The sequence below is a fragment of the Affinundibacterium nitidum genome (genome assembly GCF_014284155.1).
Classification (GTDB): domain Bacteria; phylum Pseudomonadota; class Gammaproteobacteria; order Burkholderiales; family Burkholderiaceae_D; genus Undibacterium; species Undibacterium nitidum.
The window spans coordinates 1,279,531-1,303,376 of sequence record NZ_JACOFZ010000001.1; the positions used below are offsets into that span (position 1 = coordinate 1,279,531).

23 protein-coding genes are annotated in these 23,846 nt (G+C 45.8%); 7 read left to right on the forward strand and 16 right to left on the reverse strand.

Annotated elements, in window-relative coordinates; translation table 11 throughout:
• Positions 1-8: 8 nt before the first annotated feature.
• The 4 genes from pyk to H8K36_RS05525 all read right to left on the reverse strand — a co-directional run bounded on the left by pyk (position 9) and on the right by H8K36_RS05525 (position 3,961).
• The gene (gene pyk / locus H8K36_RS05510; protein ID WP_186914700.1) at positions 9-1,439 is read right to left on the reverse strand and encodes a pyruvate kinase; all 1,431 of its coding nucleotides are present in this window, start codon (positions 1,437-1,439) and stop codon (positions 9-11) included.
• 79 nt (positions 1,440-1,518) lie between these two features.
• Positions 1,519-2,712 (reverse strand): phosphoglycerate kinase, encoded by a 1,194-nt coding sequence (locus H8K36_RS05515; protein WP_186914699.1) that lies wholly within the window; start codon positions 2,710-2,712, stop codon positions 1,519-1,521.
• Positions 2,713-2,927: 215 nt separating this feature from the next.
• Entirely contained in the window at positions 2,928-3,254 is a 327-nt protein-coding gene (locus tag H8K36_RS05520) for an AzlD domain-containing protein (protein WP_186914698.1), read from the reverse strand.
• Positions 3,251-3,961 carry an AzlC family ABC transporter permease gene (locus H8K36_RS05525; protein ID WP_230404294.1) on the reverse strand — a complete coding sequence of 237 codons (711 nt, stop codon included), beginning with the start codon at positions 3,959-3,961 and terminating at the stop codon, positions 3,251-3,253. The genes H8K36_RS05520 and H8K36_RS05525 overlap by 4 nt, the downstream gene beginning before the upstream one ends.
• Positions 3,962-4,298: 337 nt before the next feature.
• Between H8K36_RS05525 and H8K36_RS05530 the strand changes: the two genes are divergently transcribed.
• Genes H8K36_RS05530 through H8K36_RS05545 form a run of 4 tightly spaced genes read left to right on the forward strand, consistent with a single transcriptional unit; the run spans position 4,299 to position 6,507 of the window.
• Positions 4,299-4,496: a zinc-finger domain-containing protein gene (locus tag H8K36_RS05530; protein ID WP_186914696.1), complete on the forward strand. Its 198-nt coding sequence runs from the start codon at positions 4,299-4,301 to the stop codon at positions 4,494-4,496.
• A 30-nt stretch (positions 4,497-4,526) separates the two neighbouring features.
• A complete protein-coding gene (locus tag H8K36_RS05535) occupies positions 4,527-4,958 on the forward strand; it encodes a YybH family protein (RefSeq protein WP_186914695.1) in 432 nt (143 codons plus the stop codon).
• Positions 4,959-4,967: 9 nt separating this feature from the next.
• A complete protein-coding gene (locus tag H8K36_RS05540; RefSeq protein WP_186914694.1) occupies positions 4,968-5,924 on the forward strand; it encodes a hydrolase in 957 nt (318 codons plus the stop codon).
• Positions 5,917-6,507 carry a DUF2946 family protein gene (locus H8K36_RS05545; protein WP_186914693.1) on the forward strand — a complete coding sequence of 197 codons (591 nt, stop codon included), beginning with the start codon at positions 5,917-5,919 and terminating at the stop codon, positions 6,505-6,507. The genes H8K36_RS05540 and H8K36_RS05545 overlap by 8 nt, the downstream gene beginning before the upstream one ends.
• On the opposite strand, the gene H8K36_RS05550 is transcribed toward H8K36_RS05545, so the two are convergent.
• Positions 6,489-8,156 (reverse strand): M48 family metalloprotease, encoded by a 1,668-nt coding sequence (locus H8K36_RS05550; protein ID WP_230404295.1) that lies wholly within the window; start codon positions 8,154-8,156, stop codon positions 6,489-6,491. The genes H8K36_RS05545 and H8K36_RS05550 overlap by 19 nt on opposite strands.
• Positions 8,157-8,297: 141 nt before the next feature.
• On the opposite strand from H8K36_RS05550, the gene moaC reads away from it, so the two are divergent.
• Positions 8,298-8,834 (forward strand): cyclic pyranopterin monophosphate synthase MoaC, encoded by a 537-nt coding sequence (moaC, locus tag H8K36_RS05555; protein WP_186914692.1) that lies wholly within the window; start codon positions 8,298-8,300, stop codon positions 8,832-8,834.
• A gap of 4 nt (positions 8,835-8,838) precedes the next feature.
• Here the strand turns inward: moaC and H8K36_RS05560 are convergent, their stop codons facing one another.
• From H8K36_RS05560 to tfpZ, 5 genes are all read right to left on the reverse strand, one after another.
• On the reverse strand, positions 8,839-10,464 hold the full coding sequence (locus H8K36_RS05560) for a glycosyltransferase family 9 protein (protein ID WP_222611118.1): 1,626 nt from the start codon (positions 10,462-10,464) through the stop codon (positions 8,839-8,841).
• Between the two features lie 30 nt (positions 10,465-10,494).
• Positions 10,495-10,788 (reverse strand): hypothetical protein, encoded by a 294-nt coding sequence (locus H8K36_RS05565; protein ID WP_186914690.1) that lies wholly within the window; start codon positions 10,786-10,788, stop codon positions 10,495-10,497.
• A gap of 86 nt (positions 10,789-10,874) precedes the next feature.
• Positions 10,875-12,527, reverse strand: a complete 1,653-nt coding sequence (locus H8K36_RS05570) for a tetratricopeptide repeat protein (RefSeq protein ID WP_186914689.1) — start codon at positions 12,525-12,527, stop codon at positions 10,875-10,877.
• A gap of 48 nt (positions 12,528-12,575) precedes the next feature.
• Entirely contained in the window at positions 12,576-14,285 is a 1,710-nt protein-coding gene (locus tag H8K36_RS05575) for a PglL family O-oligosaccharyltransferase (RefSeq protein WP_186914688.1), read from the reverse strand.
• 137 nt (positions 14,286-14,422) lie between these two features.
• On the reverse strand, positions 14,423-15,190 hold the full coding sequence (gene tfpZ / locus H8K36_RS05580) for a TfpX/TfpZ family type IV pilin accessory protein (protein ID WP_186914687.1): 768 nt from the start codon (positions 15,188-15,190) through the stop codon (positions 14,423-14,425).
• Positions 15,191-15,643: 453 nt separating this feature from the next.
• On the opposite strand from tfpZ, the gene H8K36_RS05585 reads away from it, so the two are divergent.
• Both H8K36_RS05585 and H8K36_RS19300 read left to right on the forward strand, forming a co-directional pair.
• Positions 15,644-16,057, forward strand: a complete 414-nt coding sequence (locus H8K36_RS05585) for a pilin (protein ID WP_186914686.1) — start codon at positions 15,644-15,646, stop codon at positions 16,055-16,057.
• Between the two features lie 104 nt (positions 16,058-16,161).
• Positions 16,162-16,587, forward strand: coding sequence for a pilin (locus H8K36_RS19300; protein WP_186914685.1), 426 nt, complete (start codon positions 16,162-16,164; stop codon positions 16,585-16,587).
• A gap of 121 nt (positions 16,588-16,708) precedes the next feature.
• On the opposite strand, the gene H8K36_RS05595 is transcribed toward H8K36_RS19300, so the two are convergent.
• The 6 genes from H8K36_RS05595 to H8K36_RS05620 form a co-directional block, all read right to left on the reverse strand.
• Positions 16,709-17,299 carry an FHA domain-containing protein gene (locus H8K36_RS05595; RefSeq protein WP_186914684.1) on the reverse strand — a complete coding sequence of 197 codons (591 nt, stop codon included), beginning with the start codon at positions 17,297-17,299 and terminating at the stop codon, positions 16,709-16,711.
• Between the two features lie 48 nt (positions 17,300-17,347).
• Positions 17,348-18,154, reverse strand: a complete 807-nt coding sequence (locus H8K36_RS05600) for a Stp1/IreP family PP2C-type Ser/Thr phosphatase (RefSeq protein WP_186914683.1) — start codon at positions 18,152-18,154, stop codon at positions 17,348-17,350.
• Between the two features lie 49 nt (positions 18,155-18,203).
• Positions 18,204-18,935, reverse strand: coding sequence for a TerC family protein (locus tag H8K36_RS05605; RefSeq protein ID WP_186914682.1), 732 nt, complete (start codon positions 18,933-18,935; stop codon positions 18,204-18,206).
• A gap of 115 nt (positions 18,936-19,050) precedes the next feature.
• Positions 19,051-19,932, reverse strand: a complete 882-nt coding sequence (sucD, locus tag H8K36_RS05610; RefSeq protein ID WP_186914681.1) for a succinate--CoA ligase subunit alpha — start codon at positions 19,930-19,932, stop codon at positions 19,051-19,053.
• Between the two features lie 18 nt (positions 19,933-19,950).
• The gene (gene sucC, locus H8K36_RS05615; protein WP_255423111.1) at positions 19,951-21,135 is read right to left on the reverse strand and encodes an ADP-forming succinate--CoA ligase subunit beta; all 1,185 of its coding nucleotides are present in this window, start codon (positions 21,133-21,135) and stop codon (positions 19,951-19,953) included.
• Between the two features lie 667 nt (positions 21,136-21,802).
• Positions 21,803-23,638, reverse strand: coding sequence for a DUF885 domain-containing protein (locus H8K36_RS05620; RefSeq protein WP_230404296.1), 1,836 nt, complete (start codon positions 23,636-23,638; stop codon positions 21,803-21,805).
• Between the last annotated feature and the right edge of the window lie 208 nt (positions 23,639-23,846).

Genomic DNA, 23,846 nt, shown 5'->3' on the forward strand with positions numbered 1-23,846 from the left:
AGATCTCACTATTCGCCGACTTTCACGATGCGCATTGCATTGGTCCCACCAACCTTACCCATCTGCTCACCCCAAGTCGCAACGATCAAATCGCCCTTCTTAACAGCGCCCTTCGCGACCAACAAATTCTCTGCCTCTTTCAAGACAAAATCACGGTCAGCCGAGTACGGCAGTTTGAAGGTTTGCACATTGCGATACAAGGCTGCTTTGCGTTGTGTCGCCACACTTGGTGTTAAAGCAAACAGCGGTACATCAATACTTTGACGGCTCATCCACAAGGCCGTAGAACCCGATTCAGTCAAGGCTGCAATCGCTTGTACGCGTAAATGGTGCGCTGTGAACAATGCGCCGTAAGCGATAGACTGATCGATACGGGTAAATTGCAAGTTCAAGAAATCGGCATCTAATTTACATTCTTGGAACTTCTCGGCTTCAATACAAATCGCTGCCATAGTCTCGACTGTTTCGATCGGGTATTTGCCCGACGCTGTTTCAGCCGACAACATGACGGCATCTGTGCCATCCAAAACCGCATTAGCGACGTCTGACACCTCAGCACGGGTTGGCACCGCATTGACGATCATCGATTCCATCATTTGTGTCGCTGTGATTGCCAATTTATTGGAATCACGCGCCATTTTGATCATGCGTTTTTGCAATGCAGGCACTGCTGCATTACCGACTTCAACTGCCAAGTCACCACGCGCCACCATAATGCCATCAGAAGCATCGAGAATTTCTTGCAAAACTGGGATCGCTTCGGCACGCTCAATCTTCGCGATCAACATGGGCTTGTGACCAAATGGCTCACCCGCGATATTCGCAAGTTGACGCGCCATTTCCATATCCGTCGCACTTTTCGGGAAGGAAATTGCCAAGTAATCTGCTTGGAAAGACATCGCAGTTTTGATGTCTTCCATATCTTTTGCAGTCAAGGCTGGCGCGGTTAAACCACCACCTTGACGATTGATACCCTTGTTATTGGACAGTTCACCACCGATTTTGACGGTCGTATGAATTTCATTACCGATTACTTTGTCAACGATCAACACGATCAAACCATCATTCAACAGCAAAACGTCACCGCTTCTTACATCGCGTGGCAGTGCTTTATAGTCGAGACCCACGCGCTCTTGATTTCCTAAAGCGCAATCCGCATCAAGGATAAATTTATCGCCGTTTTCGATTTGAATCTTACTGTTTTCGAACTTACCGATACGGATCTTCGGACCTTGCATATCGGCCATGATCGCCACTTCAAAACCGCAAACTTCTGCTGCTTTACGCACCAAATTTGCACGATCAATATGGTCTTGCGCTTTACCGTGTGAGAAGTTCAAACGAACTACGTTCACACCGGCTTTCAACATACGAACTAAAGTATCTAAATCGTTTGAAGCTGGGCCTACTGTCGCTACAATTTTGGTTCCGCGTAACATTGAATCTCCTGATGGATAATTTTTACAAGGTCGTGCTCAAATCAAAAAATCTATATTCGTACAATCAAAAATACGAAACTTACTTCGCTGCTCTCTGCAACAAAATTTCAACTGCAGGCAAAGTCTTGCCTTCCAAGAATTCGAGGAAAGCGCCGCCACCTGTAGAGATATAACCAATTTTTTCAGTGATGTTGTATTTCGCAATCGCGGCTAGCGTGTCGCCACCACCAGCAATCGAGAAGCCTTTGGAATCAGCAATTGCTTCCGCCAATACTTTAGTGCCATTACCGAACTGATCAAATTCAAACACGCCAACGGGACCATTCCAAACAATCGTGCCTGCCAAACGAATTTGCGCTGCGAGGGCAGCTGCTGTTTCTGGGCCGATATCGAGAATCATGTCGTCATCTTGCACATCAGCGACTGCTTTGACCGTTGCCACAGCAGTTGGAGAAAATTCCTTGGCGCACACGACGTCAGTTGGAATTGGCACTACGGCGCCACGTGCAGACATCATGTCCATAATCGCTTTAGCTTCGCTCACCAAGTCAGCTTCTGCTAAGGACTTACCAATTTTCAAACCAGCAGCCAACATAAAAGTATTGGCGATACCACCGCCAACGATTAATTGGTCTACTTTCTCTGCTAAAGACTTCAAAATCGTCAGTTTGCTCGACACTTTTGAGCCAGCGACGATAGCAACCAATGGTCGAGCTGGATGACCAAGCGCTTTCCCCAGGGCGTCAAGCTCTGCAGACAACAATGGGCCCGCGCAAACGACCTTTGCATATTTCGCGATACCGTGTGTGGTCGCTTCTGCGCGGTGTGCTGTACCGAATGCGTCATTGACATAGACGTCGCACAGATTCGCCATCTTCTGCGCCAGAGCGTCGTCATTTTTCTTTTCACCTTTGTTGACTCGGCAGTTTTCGAGTAATACCACTTGACCAGCAGCGACTTCAACGCCGTCCACCCAGTTTTGTTTTAATTCGACATTCACGCCTAAAAGTTCAGACAAACGTTTTGCAACTGGCGCCAAAGAATCTTCCGCTTTGAATTCACCTTCTGTTGGGCGACCTAAGTGCGATGTCACCATCACGGCAGCGCCAGCTTTCAATGCTTGTTGAATGGCTGGAACGGAAGCGCGAATGCGTGTGTCTTCGGTGATATTGCCAGCGTCATCTTGCGGCACGTTGAGGTCGGCACGAATGAATACACGTTGACCTTGAAGTTGATTAGCAGCGATGAGATCGCTCAGGCGATTAAATTGCATGTTCAGGACCGTAAAAGTATGGAGGATTTGCTTAATTTGCTACATCGTGAAGCTTGCGCACAGTGCTTGCTGTGGACGCCGAAAATTTCGCCTTTCATGCCTTTTAAGCAACTCCAGCAAATTTCCCGTAATCGCGTATTTTACCAAACAGCGGGGCGATTTCACGGATTTTTATGTGAAATCGGCGGTTTGAGATGGGATTGTTTGGGTAAAAACTAAGAAATCCAAAGTCTGGCTGCAGTAAACACACTCATTCCCAAAACGATGGTCATTAACATATTACGGCGCCATAGGAAAAACAGGGTCGCGAGAATACCAGCAATCATCTTTGGATTGGTAATTGAGATATCAATTTGCTCACCATTCACAAATAAATCGGGCACAATAATCGCCGCCAAGGCGCATGCCGGTGCATAGCGCAAGGCCTCTTGTACTCGTTTTGGCAAATTGATATGGTGCCCAACTACCCAAAAAGCGCTACGATCAATCACCGTAGCGATTGTCAGAAAAATAATCACCAACCACACTTCGAGATCACTCATGTCTGATCTCCTTGGCCTGCCTGATCTGCATTTGCCGCTTCAGCTCCTGTATCAAAATGTTCTTCGAGCCACATGGCGAAACCCATACCCACAATAACCGCCAACAATAGACCGAGTTTATACGGTAAGGCATGCGCCAGCACCGCCACCACACTCGCGAGAACGACCCCACCCACTGCAGGACGATTTTGAACCAAAGGTAACATCACACATAAGATAGCCAAGGTGCCTGCGAAGCCTAAGCCCCAATGCGTTGGTACTTGGCTCCCTAGCAAAATGCCAATAATCGAGGTGATTTGCCACACGAACCAATTTGGCACGACTAAACCTTTGAGAAAATCACGCTGCTCTCCCTCCTCTGCTGCTGAATTCCACATGTGTGGGAAACGGTTCATAAACAATGCCACCGTAATATCGCCAGTAAAAAAGCCCAAAACGGTACGCTTAAACCAATGTAGGTGGGCAAATCGCGGCGCAATCAAGGCCGACATAATCAAGAAACGCAGGTTGACGATCAGAGCTGTCACAAAAATGACCCAGACTGGCGCATGTGCAGCCATCAAAGGTAAGGCCGCTAATTGCGCAGAGCCCGCAAACACCAAAAGTGTCATCCCCAAGGCTTGCGGCAGAGTCAAACCTGCCTTAATCATAGCAACACCCACTACTAAGCCCCAAGCCCCCATACCAAACTGCGACGGAGCGCTCATACGAGCACCTTCGATGAAAGCTGGAGATTTCCAATTGAATAACATGGGCGGGATTTCGTAAGGAAGCGGACAAGAAAGCACTAAAGCATGAAAGCGCTATTGTAACGGCTTTCACTGCACTTGCCCGTGTTTGACGACGATTGCTTGTGTTTCTTGAGCCCTGACTGCGTCCACACTCAGCTGCTTTAAGAGCCACCTTGTGCACGCCTTCTCCTCAAGCACAGCAGAATCCGCTAAAATTGCGATCATCTTTGTGTTCGAGCAAACTTATAGCAGGTCGTTGGTTTAGATTGACTCGACACACTACCCACTCATTTTTCCCATGAAGGAGAACACCATGTCAGCGAAGCCAAGCGCCGCTCCTGTCGAACTGCAAGCTAAAGACTTACCAGCACACTGCCCTAACCCAGCGATGCCTTTGTGGTCTTCACATCCCAAAGTATTTCTGGATTTGTCACACGGCGGCAGCGCAACTTGCTCTTACTGCGGCACTACTTACACCCTTGCGCCAGGGACTGTCATCAAGGGTCACTAAGATTGCATCTCTTCATTTCGTCGGAATTCTATGCCTGCAAAAAAACAGTTTAACGGAAGTGCCGACGAACTCGAGGTTGCATTTTATGATGCGATCTCCCGCGGTGATATCGAGGGTTTAATGGCACTCTGGGCAGACGATGAAGAAATTGTCTGCGTTCACCCCAACTCTGCTCGCCTGATTGGTCACGCTGAAATTCGCGCCTCGTGGGAAACCATCTTTGAGAATGGTAGCGTACATATTCACACGACGCAGCTGCATGCCATCCACAACATGCTGACAGCTGTGCACAGTGTGATTGAAACCTTCCACAGCGGCACTGAACCTGCACAAGACGTGCATATTATTGCCACCAATGTGTACATCAAAACACCCAAAGGATGGCGCATTGCTACCCATCACGCTTCGGTCGCAGCAGGTAAGGCACCACTCGATCTGTTCAAAGCTAGCGTGCTGCACTAATACGAATTCATGAAATACATTTCACCAAACTGGTTACCTGGCGGCCATTTGCAAACCATCGTGCCAGCACTCTTTATGCGCAAACCGAGTTTGCAATTCCGACGCCAGCGTTGGACCACGCCTGACAATGATTTTATCGACCTCGATTTCATCGATGGCGAAGCAGGTAAACCGATGTTGGTTCTGTTCCATGGTTTGGAAGGCTCAAGCGATAGCCACTATGCACGCGCCACTATGGCTGCCATCAAAGAACGTGGCTGGCATGGCGTGGTACCGCATTTCCGTGGCTGTTCTGGCACAGCAAATCAAGCACCACGTTTCTATCATTCAGGTGACTCGCAAGAAATCAATTGGATTTTGCGTCGCCTACATCAAGAATTTAAAGCACAACATCCGCAAGCAAAATTCTATGCCGCTGGCGTTTCGCTCGGCGGCAATGCCCTACTCCGTTGGCTAGGCGAGTCACAGCAATCCGCAGGTATCGTTGATGCCGCTTGCGCGGTTTCGGCTCCGCTCGATCTCACGAATAGTGGTGCGACTTTGTCCCGAGGATTCAACTGGGTCTACACCCAAAAGTTTCTACAAACTTTAAAGCCCAAATGTCTCGCGAAGTTAGAACAATTTCCAGGCCTATTCGATAAAGCAACGATGCTCAGGGCTAAGAACTTATTCGAATTCGACAATGTGGTTACTGCGCCCTTACACGGCTATCGCGATGTCCACGACTATTGGCATCGTGCGAGCGCGCGTTTGGTACTGAATGATATTTGCGTGCCAACCTTGGTGCTCAATGCGAAAAATGACCCGTTTTTACCTGAGCGATTTCTACCGCAAAACGCCGCAGCTGCAGTACAGTTAGAATTTCCTGAACATGGTGGGCATGTTGGTTTCGCACAGAGTCCATTTCCAGGAACACTGACTTGGCTGCCACAACGCTTGCTCACACATTTCGATCAACATGGATGACATTGTTAAAGCAGCCATGGCCAAATGGCCTAAGGTACCTCACTGCTACGCCTGGCTTGCCCTTGATGCACGCGGCAACTGGCGTATGCGTGATGAACGTGCACAAGCTTTAAATTTAGCTGGAGACACCATCCGCAATCCGGCGCTACAGCAATTCATTAATCGCAATTACGGGGTCGACGACGAAGGCCGATGGTACTTCCAAAACGGCCCGCAAAAAGTCTACGTGGATTTGGAAGCCACTCCCTATATCAGTCAACTTCTGCCGAATCAAGTTTGGCGATTGCATACAGGCGAAATACTCGACACACTAGAGAAAGCCCATCTACTTCAAGATGGCAGCATGACGATCCAAAATGGCGAGCAGTTAGCGCAAGTCGATGACAGAGATTTAGTTGATGTCATCGCTCTACTGCGCCTCAATAGCGACAGTATCCCCGACGATCAGTTATGGCAAATCATCGAAACTGGTCATTGTGATGGCGCACTGGCTTTACAATGGCACAATAATTTAATTCCTGTTCAACTCACTACGCTAGCCAGACTGATGCAGGAAAACGGCTTTCAGTCCAAGCCGCGCTGAAGAGCAAGCAGGGAATAGCTCTGCGTTCTTCTTTTGACTTTGGATTCCACGTTAGAATCGGCTTTTGTTTCGGTTTTAGTTTGCATATTACTCCAAGCATCTCCATCGAAACGCTGCGCTTGCACGCTAAAATTCGAGCGTGAATCGCCGCGTTTTTTCTCTGCCTCGATCTCTTCTTTATATCGCTCTTTCCATTCACGCTCTTTGGCGTCGATCACCGATAAGTCGTAATACTTCACATCTTTAGCGGTGCGAGCAATTTCCAATTGCTGCAACGCTCCTGGCACAGCGCCTTCCAACATATACGCCTCAGCTAGAGCGATGTGCTGCAGGGCTTCCTTATTTTGTGCAGCATAAGCCTTGGCTATTTCATGCTGCAAACGAGCATCCCTTCTGTACAAGGAAATTTGGTCACGCAAGAAGCTTTCTACTTCTTCATAATGTTTCGCTTCGATAAGCACGTCAGCATATTGGTATACCATGCCTCGTGCCAGAGGCAAATCTCGGACAGCAGACTTCGCTTTGGCCACAGCTTGTTCAACGCGTTTAAGACCTAACTCAATATCAATCGTGAGGCTCGCAAATGCACTAATCTCTTTCAACCATTTATTCTGTTTAGGATTTTGCTCAAGCTCTTTGATCAATTCATTCAAAATCACCTCAGCCTGTTTAAACTCTGACTTCTTAAAGGCGACAAAAGCCAAGCCATACTTACCACTCAAGCGACTTTCTTCATTGCCATTCTGAATTTGATTCTCAAACACGATCTTTGAATCAATCAGACCTTGAGCTTTACTATCTTGCAGCACACGGACTCGTGCTTGCATTAAATAAAAATCCAAACCATCTACGCGCTGTCGATAGCGTTCACCAAATAATCGCCCTTGAATATCCGCCATGCGTTCGGTGGTTAATGGATGACTGCGCAAATATGACAAGCCGTTATCGCTGTAATTGCGTGAAGCGTGTTGCATACGTCCAAAAAAAGCCAACATACCTGAAGTATCGTAGCCACTATCCTTGAGGATCTGGAAGCCGATCCGGTCTGCTTCGCGCTCCGCATCTCGACTAAAACTCAGTTGTCTTTGTATGGTCAGGCCCTGTCCGCCCATCACCATCGCCATTGCCGCATCGGGGCTAGACTTTGCCGCCAAAGCCGCCAACAGAATTGCCGCAAGGGGAATCAATACATCTTGTTTTTGTTGGCCGATCATGCGCGCAATATGACGCTGCGATACATGCCCAATCTCATGCCCCATTACCGAGGCGAGCTCAGACTCGCTTTGCGCAGCCAACAACAAGCCTGAATGAAAGCCAATGAAACCACCGGGGAAGGCAAATGCATTTAAGACAGGATCACGTACCGCGAAAAACTCAAAATCATATCTTTCTTCACCGCGCGCATCCGGACGCTTATCGAGCAAACTATTACCGAGCTTTGTCAGATACTCAGAGGTTGGCCCATCATTCAAAAAATCAGGGTCTCGTCTGACACTCGTCATCACTTGTTCGCCCAACTTGCGCTCCATGATAGGCGACAAGTCTGCCCGCGCGGTATCGCCCAAAGTTGGCAACTTTTGCCCCTGAGCCGAACTAATTTGAGGCAATGCCGTAATTGATAGGCAGACGCTCAACATGAGCTGAGTCAAGTTTTTTCGAAAAAACGGAATTTCTTTTTTCACGGTGATATGATCACAAAAATAAGTCGCGCTACACAAGAAAACAGGTAAAGACATTTATGTTTAGCTAAGCACTTATCTTAACTCACAATTATTTTTTATGTTCATCTTATGACCAACAAAGCACCTACAAGTTCGACCTCCGGTGATGAATTCACGCATTTCGATGCCAGCGGACAAGCGCATATGGTTGATGTGGGTGCTAAAGAGAACACGCATCGCGTTGCCGTTGCCCGTGGCAAGATACGCATGCAAGCACAAACATTCAAAATGATTGCGCAGGGGAATTCAAAAAAGGGCGATGTTTTGGGCATCGCAAGAATCGCTGCAATCATGGCATCGAAACGCACCAGCGATCTTATCCCTCTTTGCCATCCACTTGCATTGACACGCGTCACGGTCGACTTCGAGCAAGATCCAGAGAATCTTTGTATCCACTGCACGGCACAAGTTGAAACACGAGGCCAGACAGGCGTTGAAATGGAGGCGCTAACGGCCGTTCAAGTTGGTTTACTCACCATCTACGATATGTGTAAAGCGGTCGATCGCGGCATGGTGATGAGCGATATTCGTGTAATGGAGAAACGAGGCGGAAAATCAGGCGAATGGGTGGCGGACATCGATGCACCCACTATCCCGACTAGGTAGACCTTTACTTTGCTAGCGCTAGCTTAACTGTTTCCACAACATTTGCCCAAGGCTCACCTATTTGCTGCCTAAATAGTCGAACTGAATCATACCAAGGGCTGCGGTCGGTATTGAGAAGCCAGCGCCAATCTGAATGGTAAGAAAGCAAAACCCAAGTCGGCTTATTCATTGCACCAGCCAAATGTGCGACGGAAGTGTCGACTGTCACGACAATATCCATTAATTCAACTAAAGCCGCAGTGTCTATAAATGTTGTGACTTCGTCGCCATAGAAATGCACATTGTCGAACCTCTGCAGCTCTTGCTTTTCCACGGCGCCGATTTCCTTCTGCAAAATCGTGAAATCAAGGTCCAATGCAAATAATTGTTGAATCGCTGCAAAAGAGATAGAGCGCAAATAATTATTTTTATGTTCAGGGTTGCCCGCCCAAACTATGCCAACTCGACGCTGACGTTTTTGATGCTCTAAACGACTTCGCCAGTGCAGTACGCGCGATTCCATACTACGCAGATAACCAGAAGCGGACGGGATAGATTCAACTGTCACCTGTAGCGCGAGTGGCACACTCATCAGATCACAATAATAATCATAGACAGGCAATGGATCGGTTTCGCGCAATAACTGGGTAACACCCGACATTTGCTCCATCATTTCATATAATGGTGACAGAACTACAAAATGCACTGTGCAACCAAACTTTTCCAGCTGTGGGATGAAACGGCAAAATTGAATCGTATCTCCATAACCTTGCTCAGACGCAATCAGTAAGGTTTTCCCCTCAAGACTTTGAGTGCCATCCCATTTAGGCTTTGAAGTGACAAACCGCCATCCTGTCAACTCAGATGTATTCCAACGATGCTCATAGAGTTTCCAACCCTGCTCGAAGTCCCCCAACTTCAGACGCAACGCTCCTTCTAGAACAAGAGCAGGACTGTAGTCCGGTTGGAGCCGTCGAATTTGAGCAAAGCCTTCGAAGGCCTCATCAAGCTTCATCAATACCACACAGCAAACAACATAGTTGAAAATGAGTTCAACGGAATGAGGGTTCTGCTCGAGGGCACGCATATAGGCTCCCATAGCCTGCGCGTAACGAAATAAATACAGGCAGTAATTTCCATAATGCTGCAACATACCAATATTTCGTGGAAAATACTGCAAGCCGGCTTCGACAACGGCAACCGCTTCTTCGACCTGTTTGCGCTGATAGAGCGCGAAGGATAGCTCAACATAAACGTGCTCTTGACTCGGCGAGATTTCTATAGACCGTCGCCAATTTTTGATCGCAGTCTCCGCATCATTTTCAAGCGACGCAATACCGCCTAACAAATACCACGCATCGGCCAGGTCTGCTTTCAGCTCGACAGCCTTGGATAAGTGTAATTTTGCTTTTAACAGATTGCCGCGCTCTTTATAGAGAAAGCCCAACATGACGTGGGCTTTTTCGAAATCGGGTTGAAGATGAATGACCTGCGCGTATAGGTCCAAAGCCTTAACAGTATCATCGCGATCAAAGGCTTCACCCGCAGCCTTGAACAAAGATTCCGCTGTCACCGACTCGACTAAGTTATTCATTTCACCCGTCTTGAAATCACGACTCTCCTCTTTCTTGCCTAGGAAGAATCCCAACATTTTCTTTAGCATGACAAGGAATGTGATCAGTTATAGGCTTGTCAGAACCAAGTGCGTGATTTCATCGGCGAATTCCTTCTCGAATTGCGCTTCGATGAGTCGCCATTTCAGGGTATTGCCCAGTTGCGCTTTCTGATAGACGTTTAGCTTGTGTTGCTTCTTATATTCATCGACCTGCCAAAGTGCCGCTGCGATCACCTCGCCACGTTTCTTGAGCATTTTGTCTTTCTTGTTTGCGTCCACTTTTGGCATCTTTTCAATCAAAAAATCCGCCAATTTATTTGCAAACTCTTTCGCCTGCGATGCATTAAACCAATTAAACATAATTTTAGTTAAGTCTTTAGTTAAGTTTTAAGTTCCGTCTTTATCAAAACGAGATGTTCAAATGATGCCTTAATTATCCCAACATGCTAGGTTGCTAGGGACTCTTTCAACGCCACGAGTTCATTCTTCAGCTTCTGCACTATCACTTCCCAAGGTTCACCCGTATTTTGTCGGAATAGTCGCACAGAATCATACCAAGGGCTACTCTCTGTACCTAGCAACCAACGCCAATCAGAGAAACAAGAAATCAACACCCAGGTAGGTTTTCCCATTGAGCCCGACAAATGGGCTACGGAAGTATCAACAGTGACAACGATATCCATGGCGTCAACTAGGGCGGCAGTATCTGAAAAATCCTTGACTTCCTCACCGTAAAAAAACACATTGGGGTATTTACTGAGCTCAACCCGCTCCGACGCACTTATCTCCTTCTGTAAAATCGTAAAATCCGCATCGATCTGAAAAATTGACATGATTGAAGATAGTGCGATTGAACGCATATGATTATTGGTATGCAAAGGGTTGCCCGACCATACCACACCAATCTTCGTGCGCTCTCCTTGTTCCAACACCCGCTTTTCCCAACGCTTTTGCTGAATCGGAGGGCACTGCAGATAACGCGAGCTCATTGGTATATTGTGAAGTGAAATATCCAGCGCTAACGGCAAACTCATCAAGTCACAATAAAAATCGAAATCTGGCAAAGATTGCTTGTCGTTGACCAAAGAATCAACTCCTCCAATTTGCGTCATCAATTCAAACAGAAGCGGAGACGTCGAGAAAACTACTCGTGCCCCCAATTCTTTTAACTGTGGAATAAACCGACAGAACTGAATTGTGTCGCCAAAGCCTTGTTCTGAGCGTATATAAATTGTCTTACCCGCCAAACTCTGGGTGCCATCCCACTTGGGTTTAAACGTTTTAAACTTGGCCGCCGATAGGGCTGGTGTTTGCCAACGCCATTCAAATTGCCGCCAACCGCGCTCGTACTCACCTCTTTGCAAACGCAGCATTCCCTCTTCGAAATTGGCCATAACATGATCAGGCTGTATGCTCTGAATTCGCATCAGACAATCCAACGCCAGATCAAACCTGTACAAGGCCATGCAACAGATCACAAAGTTGTAAAGCAACTCAACCGAATCGGGCATCAATCGTAAAGCTTGTTCGTAGGCGGCAAAGGCATTTTCATGCTGAAATTGACTCAGATGGAAGTTGCCCAAATACTGCAACATCGTCACATGTTGAGGAAATTTCTCTAAGCCTCTCTTAATCTGGATAATTGCATCATTGCCGCGCCCCAATTGAAATAGTGCGTACGACAATTCAAGATAGATATGTTCCTGCGAAGGATCGAGCAAAATAGAGCGTTCAAAGTATCCGATCATTTTCTCGGCATCATTTTCGGCTGCGGCAATACTTCCCAATAAATAATTGGCATCAGCCAGTTCAGGATTAATCTCAATAGCACGAATCAGATGGTCTTTTGCTTGCGGAAAATTACCTCGTTCCTTATACAAGTAGCCAATCATCACAAATGCTTTTTCGAAACGTGGGTCTCGCTTAATGACCTGTAAGTAGGTGTCTAAGGAAGAGACTGTATCACCTCGATCTAGAAATTCTCCGGCTTGGCGAAACAAGGACGCGGCATCAGGTAATGACGTAGGGGTAACCACGGAGGCCCCGTCTGCATTCGAATTCTTCGCGTTAGAAAATAAATTCAATATTGCTTTTAACATTGGAAAGCGCTTTATTTAGGTGCACAAATATTTCACTATCATCGCATCCTACTCTTTTGCTGGCATGCTCAGGAATATCTTCTCATAGCGAACGTCTGATTTGGCAAGCTCACGCCAGTAATCATAATATTCGGGATAGTAAAAAGGGTGGAGCCGGTGCAAGGTTTTCATCATCTGCGCTGCATCATCAAGTCGATTATTTAGAACATAAATCTCTGCAAGCTTACTAAGAATATGTACATAACCGAAACGATGACTCGTTTGCTCAACAAAACGGATTTCGTCTTCCGTCATTTTTTCCGCTGGCACGATACGCATCAAACTAAAATAATCATAATAGTCTGGCATTAAGGTAAAACGAGGCGAGCTAATTTTACTGAGATCCATTTGTGCATAATTTTTTGCGCGACGGAACTCATTAAAACCTTCTACAACACGGTGGAAGTCGATCACAATCAAACCGCAAAAAACAATACTTAATGCAGCAATAGCCTGCAGGGAGCGCGCAGAGACTGTGCGAGTTTCTGTAGCTGTCCAGCGCAAGCCATGGGCCATTCCCGCTAGCACGGCCAAAGGTATCAAGACAAATGCGTACCATAAAGGAAATTCAACTAAACTATGGACAGCAATTGCGACCAAAAATAGTAGAAACAAACCAATCTCAGGACGCACACGCAAAGACTTCGCGCCACAGGTGCGAATAAGCCACAAACCGAACGCACCGAAGAACAATATCGCAAAAGGCAGTCCCAATTCAGCTGCAATATTGAGGATGAAATTATGGGAATGCTCGGCATAGATCGTTGGCGTAAAATTAGCACCGATATCAACTTGTGCGGAACCAAAACCAAACCATCCGACCCCAAGCCAAGGGTGGCTAGCGATCATGGAAATGGCTTGCTGTGCCAACACAGTGCGTTCCGACCTGCCACCAATGCGTTCAATCACCGATCCACTCGAAAAGCCCATCCAAGCAGAAATCGTTGGCAAGAAAAAGACTGCCAACGCATACAACGCCAATAGGCCAAGCATCCATACGATATGCTCTTTACGCTGCCCGACAAAGCCAGTCCCTGTCATGATCACGAACAGCGGCAGAATTAACCAAGCAATGCGTGACTGGGTCAACACGATCCCCCAAACGATGAACGCCGCAAAAACGATCGCTATACCACCATGTATTTTTTGCTGTTGGCGTAACCACCAGATTGCTGCCAATCCAAAACAAAGGAGCAATGCGAGTTGATTGGGCTGTGCAATATTGGCAAACGGTCGAACCGCCACCACGCCATCAACTGCCATGTACATAACAAATGGGCGCAAATCCCACCCTAACACCTGTGCATTTTCCATCAATACGGAGGCAAGTGCTGCTATCAGATGTGAGAAGGCAATGCCATCACAAAGCATACGGGCCGCATTTTCCTCACTAGCAATTGCAGAACCATAGAAAATCGCGATAGTGGTCAGCCCAAGATAAAGCACGGGGAAACTAATTTGATAGGGATAAACCCGTTGCAACAATAACTGCAACATCATCATCAACAGGATAGAGATGGGTAAATACACCAATTTCGGTTGAACAATGGCTTCTCGCTTGCAAAACAAGAAGACAGCAGCCAAAAGTAAACCAATCACCGCTGCCAATTCATTGTAAAACGTCCTGAATGGGTGCACATGATGGGAGATTACATTCGCACAAATAATGCCCAGTCCAAATAGCACAATCGATATTTGTTTATGACGCAAGGACAGCATAATTCAACGACTTTCAATGAAATGGAGTGCGATAAAGATTGAGGCTTCGAAATCAACAAGCAGGCTGTAAAAAACAAGCCGCCTATGAGAGGCGGCCGTTTATGCGATTATTACCAATCAACTCAGCTGGCTCCTCATTATAGAGAACCATCAAGCATTATGTAATCAATAAAATCGCCATTGTTTCGATTTACCAGCAAAGTAAAGAATCCTTGTTTTGAAATCACCGGGTAAAAGCCAAGTTGAGCAGTCTCAACCTTCCCTTTCTTAGCGATATCATCAATCGCAGCCTGTGAACTTGGATAACGATCTAATAATAATTTGATCGGTTTTGCATCTTGTTTTATACGTGATTGCGTTTCTTTATATGAGGTCCATAGCTCAGGCCTCATACCGATATCGCGTCCCTCTAACGCTTGAAAAATCGCATCCCCCTGTTCTTTCTGGGAAAGCTCACGCGTTCCAATAATGGTGGGGCCCGTCAGAGAAAATGTGGAGAGTCCCTTCGGTGCTTTTTTCAAGTCAGCTTCAGAAATCTCAGCTGCACACACAACACGAAACCGCATTCCTTCATATACAACCGCCACGGGACGTGACACAAAAACAGCATGCACTCCATAAACGAGTGCGCAGATTTGCAATAAACCGATAACAAAAAAATCCCCGAGCATGACCCTCGCCTTCTTAAGTGGATCAAATGCAACAAAAGTCAGTGCGGGCCCAAGAACAAGATCAACCCCAGTAACCAATAGAAATAGGTTTAAGCCGCCACTCGCGAAACCAAAAGGGTTGGGATACCAGAGAAAGAAAACCACCACGCCAACCAAAGTAGCTACAAGCAAAGATAAACACACATGCAAACCTGAAGCACGCAGTTTAGATATGAGCAACTCTCTTCTTTGCATTTTTTTCCTTTTGAACACTAAGCGCATTTATTACTGAACTTACACACCAGAATCAGAGGATCAATCCTCTATTTACGCGAATTTTACAAAAAAAATGAGCTTAAAAAACGAATCCATGAAATTGGAAGCGACATTTCTTATCCATATTCGTGAGCATATCACCGATCGACCTGACAATTTTTGTCAAAACAACGTCAGCCTGTCATTTTTTGTCATTCGAAAGCAAGTATCGATAATGAAGATACATTTCTAAAAGCCTACTTCTTTCTGCATTTGACTTAAAAGATTCTGCCGTTTTATTAATCAAAGTTAATTTTTTGTGGCTTGAAAGAAAATTTCTGCAAAAAACAGGCGAGAAATCACTTACAATCCGCTCCCAAGGAATATCTGGCACAGCTTGTGCTTATATCCTTGCGTGGTTTCCCCTTTTATTAATTTTTTATGGAGTTTGAAATGACTATTTCCAAACAAGTACAAAAAGGTTTTACTTTGATCGAATTGATGATCGTTGTTGCGATTATCGGTATTTTGGCAGCAGTTGCGTTGCCAGCGTACAAAGACTACACAGTTCGTGCAAAAGTAACTGAAGTTATCTTGGCAGCATCTGCAGGTAAAGATACTGTTGCTGAATACTTTAACTACACAGGCTCCTTGCCAGCAAGTGGTGCAATTTCAATTGCAACACAATCAACACAATACGTTTCAGGTGTGAGCTGGAGTGGTACAGTTTTGACTGCAACGGCAACTGGCGAATCTAAAATCGCTGGTAGCACAATCACTTTGACACCAACAGCGTCTACAGACAATTTGAACTGGACATGCAGCGGTACAATCGATTTGAGATACCGTCCAGCAAGCTGCAAGTAATACTTGCTTCTTGAGAAAAAGGTCTCAACTTGGGGCCTTTTTTTTGGAATTTATCTTTAACCAATATAAAAACAAAAAATTAAATTACAATTTAGGACATTGCTATGAAATCGAAATCAGCGTTTAAGTCGGTACAAAAAGGTTTTACTTTAATTGAATTGATGATTGTCGTTGCAATCATTGGTATTTTGGCAGCGGTCGCCCTGCCAGCGTATAAAGACTATACAGTTCGCGCTAAAGTATCGGAAGTTATTCTTGCAGCATCCTCTGCAAAAAACACGATTGCCGAGTACTACAACGTTAAAGGGTCCATCCCAGCCAGCGGCCTGGTTTCAATTTCAACACAAACAACACAATATGTTTCAGGTGTAAGCTGGAGTGGTACCGTGTTAACTGCAACAGCAACTGGTGAAGCAAAAATCAGCGGCAGCACAATCACTTTGACGCCGTCAACTTCAGCTACAGACAATTTGAATTGGACATGCAGCGGCACAATCGATTTAAGATATCGTCCAGCAAGCTGCAAATAATTGCTCTATTTCATAGCAAAAAAGGTCTCCGAGGAGACCTTTTTTTATTCTTGCAAAATTCATTTAATTCGGACAAAGTAGATCCTAATGAGTAATCATTCTACTCAAAATGAATGAGACCTTAAGCACTCGCCAGAGAAAACTCCATCTTTGTTCCAGATAGATCAATCACATCACCATCCGACAGGATTCGCGGACGGGCATCCATGGACTCATCATTAATCTTAGGGAAAACCTTACCTTCAACAAATGAAATCATAAAGCGATTAGTGTCATCACGTTTGATCGATACAACCAAAATTCCTGGACTACCGAGAGTCACGTTTGGCTTCGACAAGGTCATTTCCTTGCCAGCATTGTTTCCAGTCAAAACTTTAATCTTACCCACCTTTTGAAGATCATCCGGGCTCGGAACAAAATTGTCAGCTTCCACTTTAAATTGCAGGCGATACTTACCCAACTCAATTACATCATCGTTTTGCAACAAGTGCTTCTTAATTGGTTGGCCATTCACCGAAGTACCGTTAGTGCTACCTAAATCAAGGATAAACGACCCTTCACTCGTCGTATCAATAGCAGCATGACGCCCGCTCACAGCGAGGTGATCTAGAACGAGATCATTACTTGGGCGACGCCCAATATGTATGCGGGCCTTGTCGATGCGCACTTCCCTTTGCACTTGCCCATTAAAATTTACGACAAGTTTCGTCATATTTGTCCCACCAAAAACTATAGAAAAAAATCAATCGAAGCCTAATTATCAACTAGCAAAAATATACTCCATAAAGCGTCGCTCATGCAATTCTTTGACACGAAACAACACCACAGAAATATTATCCAAACCACCTTGACGATTTGCTAGATACACCAAGGTTTTACAGCAAGTATCAAGGTCGTTTCCCAATTCACGCAAGACTAGCTGAATTTGGATATGATCGAGCATATCGGTAAGTCCGTCGGAGCAGAGCATATACACATCGTTGGCCTGCATTGCGTGATCGTGGACCTCAACATCGATGTCATCACTCGATCCAACTGCGCGAGTAATTAAGTTCTTAATCGGCGAAAACTGGGCTTCCGCAGGTGTAATTAAACCCGCATCAATTTGAGATTGCAGGACAGAATGATCGTGCGTAATCAACTCTAAATTATTGTCTCGAAAACGATATGCGCGTGAATCACCAACATGACCAATGACTAGGCGATCGAGATAACACAAGGCAACGACAATCGTCGTACCCATCCCGAAATTATCCGGATTTTGGTTTGCTTGATCGATGACCTGCGTATTCGCCATCGTTACCGCATCACGTATCCATTTCATGGGCACGGATGTTTGCCATGGCATATGAGGAAACCATGTAGAGCCACGCATCTGTTTGATCTGGCGAGCGACAATATCAACACTCATTTGACTCGCCACTTCACCCGCGTTGTAACCGCCCATACCATCGGCCAATATCGCCAAACTTTCGTCCGGGCAAATGGCAATCGCATCCTCGTTATGACTTCTAACAAGGCCGGTATCGGTGTGACTCGCGAATTCTAAGACGGTTTGTGAGGGCATTGATTTACGATATGAAGAAAATATTCCGAACGCTTTCTAGTGACTCTGACTATGTTGATTTCCGACTTTTTTGCATATGCGCTCTCACTTTAGCGATAACCGCAATACTAATAGCACCAATTATGCCAACGACACTGAGCTTAACATTAATGAGCGGAATTATGACGTGCATTTGCAAAAAATCATGTTGCAATAGCGCAACTGAAACAAGGGCTGCAAAGGCCATTACCACACCGATGTAAGCAAGCATTGCCGCACCCACGAAAATGACACTCGGGAATCGATCTAATATCTTCAAAAACAGACTACTACCAAACAAAATCACAGGTATGCTAACAAGCACGCCAACCACCATCATTAAGATTTGATTTCCAGATCCACTCACTTGGGTCGCGCTGGCTACTGCCAATACATTATCTAGACTCATAACAACATCAGCAACTACGATGGTGCGTATTGCATGAATCAACTTTTCATGTGCTGTAATTTCCTTGCCATTGTCTTCATCACTCAATAACATCTTGAGAGCAATCCAATACAACAAAGCACCACCTAGAATTTTGATCCATGTCCAGTTGAGAACTAAACTTGCAATCACAAGTAGCACGATTCGAGCGATGATCGCGCCTAGTGTTCCCCACATCAAACCGCGACGACGTAGGTTTTCTGGCAGCTCACGGCAAGCCATTGCAATTACAATCGCGTTATCGCCACCCAACAAAATATCGATCAGAATAATTTGCCCTACAGTGACCCAACTGATATCTGCTAACCACTCCATCGTTTTTTTACCTAGTCAAAAATTACAATACCAATTCAGCCGGTAGCTTACACAAACAAAACAGGGGAGCCATGCTCCCCTGTTTCTTGAACCTATACTTCCAATCGAAATTGGCTTACAGCATTGCTTTCAACAAGCGCGCCATTTCAGATGGGTTCTTGGTTGCTTTGATACCGCATTCTTCCATGATGTCTAATTTTGCTTGCGCAGTATCAGCACCGCCAGAAATCAAAGCACCTGCGTGGCCCATACGTTTGCCTGGAGGCGCAGTCACACCAGCGATGAAACCAACTACTGGTTTCTTCATGTTGTCACGTACCCAGTAAGATGCATTCGCTTCATCAGGACCACCGATTTCACCGATCATGATCACAGCGTCTGTATCTGGATCATCGTTGAACATCTTCATGACGTCGATATGTTTCAAACCATTGATTGGATCGCCACCGATACCAACCGCAGAAGATTGACCCAAGCCGAGTGCAGTCAATTGACCCACTGCTTCGTATGTCAATGTACCAGAGCGGGAAACCACGCCAATACGACCTTTACGGTGAATATGACCTGGCATAATGCCGATCTTAATTTCGTCTGGTGTGATCAAACCTGGGCAGTTAGGGCCGAGCAATTTTGTTTTGCTACCAGCTTTTGCCATGCGGTCTTTCAACATCATCATGTCACGAACAGGAATACCTTCAGTGATACAGATCGCCAAATCGAGATCCGCTTCAACCGCTTCCCAGATCGCAGCCGCTGCACCTGCTGGTGGAACGTAGATCACAGAAACAGTTGCGCCAGTTGCCGCTTTAGCTTCTGAAACATTCGCGTAAATTGGAATGCCTTCGAAATCTTCGCCAGCTTTCTTTGGATTTACGCCAGCGACGAAACAGTTTTTACCGTTTGCATAGTCGCGGCACATACGTGTATGGAACTGGCCAGTTTTACCAGTGATACCTTGGGTAATGACTTTAGTGTCTTTATTAATCAGGATGGACATAGTGATTCCTTGCGATAATTAAGCGTGAGCAGCAGCAGCGGCAACAACCTTCTGCGCTGCTTCTTCCATCGTGTCTGCAGAAATAATCGGCAAACCAGAGTCAGCCAACATTTTCTTACCGATATCTTCGTTTGTACCTTTCATGCGTACAACCAAAGGCACTTGCAAGGACACTGCTTTAGACGCTGTAATCACGCCTTCTGCAATTACGTCACAACGCATAATACCGCCGAAGATATTGACCAAGATCGCTTTCAGACCTGGGTTTTTCAACATGATCTTGAAGGCCTCAGTCACTTTTTCTGCTGTCGCGCCACCACCTACGTCGAGGAAGTTAGCTGGCTCGCCGCCGAACAATTTGATGGTATCCATGGTTGCCATCGCCAAACCTGCACCATTAACCAAGCAACCAATGTTGCCGTCGAGGGAAATATAAGCGAGGTCAAATTTAGATGCTTCGATTTCAGCTGGATCTTCTTCGTCCAAATCGCGGTAAGCGACGATCTCTGGTTGACGGAACAAGGAGTTTGCGTCGAAGTTAAATTTCGCATCGAGAGCGATAACTTTGCCAGAACCAGTCAAGATCAACGGGTTAATTTCAGCCAAAGAGCAATCTGTTTCCATGAAAGCTTTGTACAAGCCTTTCAATTGAACACGTGCGTCTTCGATAGAGCCTTCTGGCACACCGATTTTACGAGAGATGTCATCTGCTTCAGCGTCTTGCAAACCAGCTGTTGGGTCGATCGCGATAGAGTGAATCAATTCTGGGTGTTTTTCAGCGACTTCTTCGATGTCCATACCGCCTTCGGAGGATGCCATCAATACCACGCGTTGGCTGATACGGTCAGTTACCATACTAACGTACAGTTCTTTCTTGATGTCCGCGCCTTCTTCAATCAGCAAGCGACGTACTTTTTGACCTTCTGGGCCAGTTTGGTGTGTGACCAATTGCATGCCCATGATCGCATCAGCGTATTCGCGTACTTGCTCCATGGATTTAGCAACTTTAACGCCACCACCTTTACCACGGCCACCGGCGTGAATTTGTGCTTTGACTACCCATACTGGACCGCCTAAAGTTTCAGCAGCTTTGACTGCTTCTTCAACGGACATGCATGGGATACCGCGCGGTACGGTCACTCCGAATTTACGGAGGATTTCTTTACCCTGATACTCATGGATTTTCATACGACTTCCCTTCAGACACTGAGGTATTAGTTAAAAAGTAAAACAAAAACAAACAAATCGATTACTACGATGCGCCATCGTCAAATTGCTTTCCGGGGGAAATCAATGCAGAACTTGTTTTGAAGCTACCGTAAACAATAATGGCGAGCCATAACGACTGAACGTCGTCGCACGACATACCAATGAAGTTTGAAAGCTGGAAAACAAAGCGCGAGAATTTGCACTCAAGAGAATGGGGCTAGCAAGCGTTGAACAAGCACGTCCTAACGACACTGCTGCTTGCTGAACGCAGAGCGGTGAAGTCATTTGCCAGAGTGATCTAGCAAGAATACAAAAGGACGTTGATATTGGCATCATGCCCGAGGCGGCCATTTCAGAGATAAAAAGCCACAATTGCGTGCGTTATCGCAGCTTCTACGATAACAGCCGCTCCTGCGGCGTTGCAAAAAACCTTTGGATTCTAGCACAGCTAGTACTCCAATTCCATTTTTGCGCACCTTTTCCAGCGAGGAATACCCTTTTTCACTGCAACTTTGTTACTAGAAAAATCACAAAAATGTAAGTACGTCCATATTCTGAATGTATTTTCGAGAGTCTAACAAAAGTCAAATAAGACCCAGTTCGAATACATCAAATATGCGTAAGTTTCTAAATGGCGAATTACCCAAGGACTTCCTTCCCACTACTTCTTAGAGGCTTTCGCCTTGCCATCAGCGATAAATTGGTCAATGCGGGCATCGAGCACAGAGAGCGGCACCGAACCCAATGCCAAAATCGCATCATGGAAAGCCCTCAAATCAAACTGCTCGCCTAGCGCTGCTTCGGCGCGTCGACGGTTCTTCCAGACGGACATCGATCCGAGATAATAGGAATCCGCTTGACCAGGCCAAGTAATATAGCGATCAACCTCGGTTTCAATTTCATGCGCAGAGAGAGCTGTGTTATCGAGAAAGTATTGTTGTGCTTGTTCACGCGTCCATCGTTTGGCATGAATCCCTGTATCCACCACCAAACGACACGCGCGCCACATTTGATAACTCAGCATACCAAAACGTTCATAGGGTGTCGTGTACATCCCCATCTCTACCCCCAAACGTTCAGCGTACAAAGCCCATCCTTCACCGTAGGCAGAGATATACGAATTTTGGCGAAACACGGGCAAATTTTTATTCTCAGCAGCTAACGACATTTGCATTGCATGGCCCGGTGCAGATTCATGTAAGGTCAGCGCCGGCAAGGAATACAAAGCACGAGAAGGTAAATCATACGTATTTACAAGATACACCCCAGGACCACCACGACCACTGGTGTAGAAAGGTGCAATATCGTCGGGGACTGGAATGATCGCAAAACGCTGACGAGGCAAGAGCCCAAAATACTTACTGGCCTTAGCATCGAACATCTTTGAAATCCATGCGGCTCGATTCAATAAATCTTGTGGCGTTTTCGCATAAAACTCTGGTGAGGTGCGCAGGTATTTCAGAAATTCGGGCAAACCTCCTTGAAACTTGAGTTCGGCCATGATTTGATCCATTTCACGGCGAATACCCGCGACTTCATCGAGTCCAATTTGATGAATCTCTTCAGGCGTTAAATCGAGTGTCGTATAGATCTTAATTTGTGACTGATAGAATGCTCGGCCGTCAGGTAAGTCATAAGCGGCAGTCGATTTTTGCGCATGCGGGAAATATTCTTCGCGCAAAAACTTTAGAAGATTTGCATACGATGGCAAAACTTTTTCTTCAATAATTTTTCTCGCTTCAAGCTTCATCGTATTTTGCTTCTCAGGCGAAATAGAGCTTGGCATTTTCTTGAATGGCGTGAAATATACATTCTCTTCCAAGGTCTTAGTTTCTAACACCGACAGCACAGAAGCATCGCGCCCTTTTAGGCTCACCTTGGGCATAGAGAAATCACGCTTTAGACCCGCGCGCATATTTTCTATTTGCTCGCCGAAGTAACGAGGAATATCGGCAATTTGTCCTAGATAATTTTGATAGTCTTTCTCGCTGCGTAAATCTCGTCTCGCAACATCCGCGAGATTACCCCAAAACGAAGTGTCGCCATTAAATGGACGCTCATACAGCTTGTATTTTTGCGCTAAAAAGAGAGACTCCACCTGGTTACGGTAGACCGCGAAATTGACTTGATCTTCTGCTGATAGATCCGACACTTTTATTGCATCGAGTTGATTCAAAGTCTTTTGCCATACCGCCATACGCTTATCTTGCATGGCTTTATTCACGACTGGCAATTTAGGAATAACTTTATCCTGTGGACTGTCTTCATCATCCGCCATTTGATGTTGGCGCCATTCCCACTCTTTGGTGTAAATTGCTTCAAAGTCAGTTGTCGATTTGTTTTTCTTATTCTGACTTGCGCTCGCATTTGCTGCATTAACAAATGTTTTATGGGCAGATGTGGCGCTCGCCTCAAGGCTGCAAAAAACCGCACCGTTCAAGAGTAGATTGGCAAGCACCGCCGACATCATTGTTTTCTTAAAAGCTTGTTGCATCATCTCTCCTGTTCTTTTTGGTGTGCGTTGCTCGGTAACGCACACACTTTTTACTATTTACCATCGATGGCTCACCTTGATACACACAGGGAGTTTGACATTGCATCTGCTAATTGATTCAATTATATTCTAAATATATTTAAATCTGTCGCAAATCAAGCTTATTCGGTAGATGTACAAATCTTGCAATTTTCAGCACGATTCGTCGTTA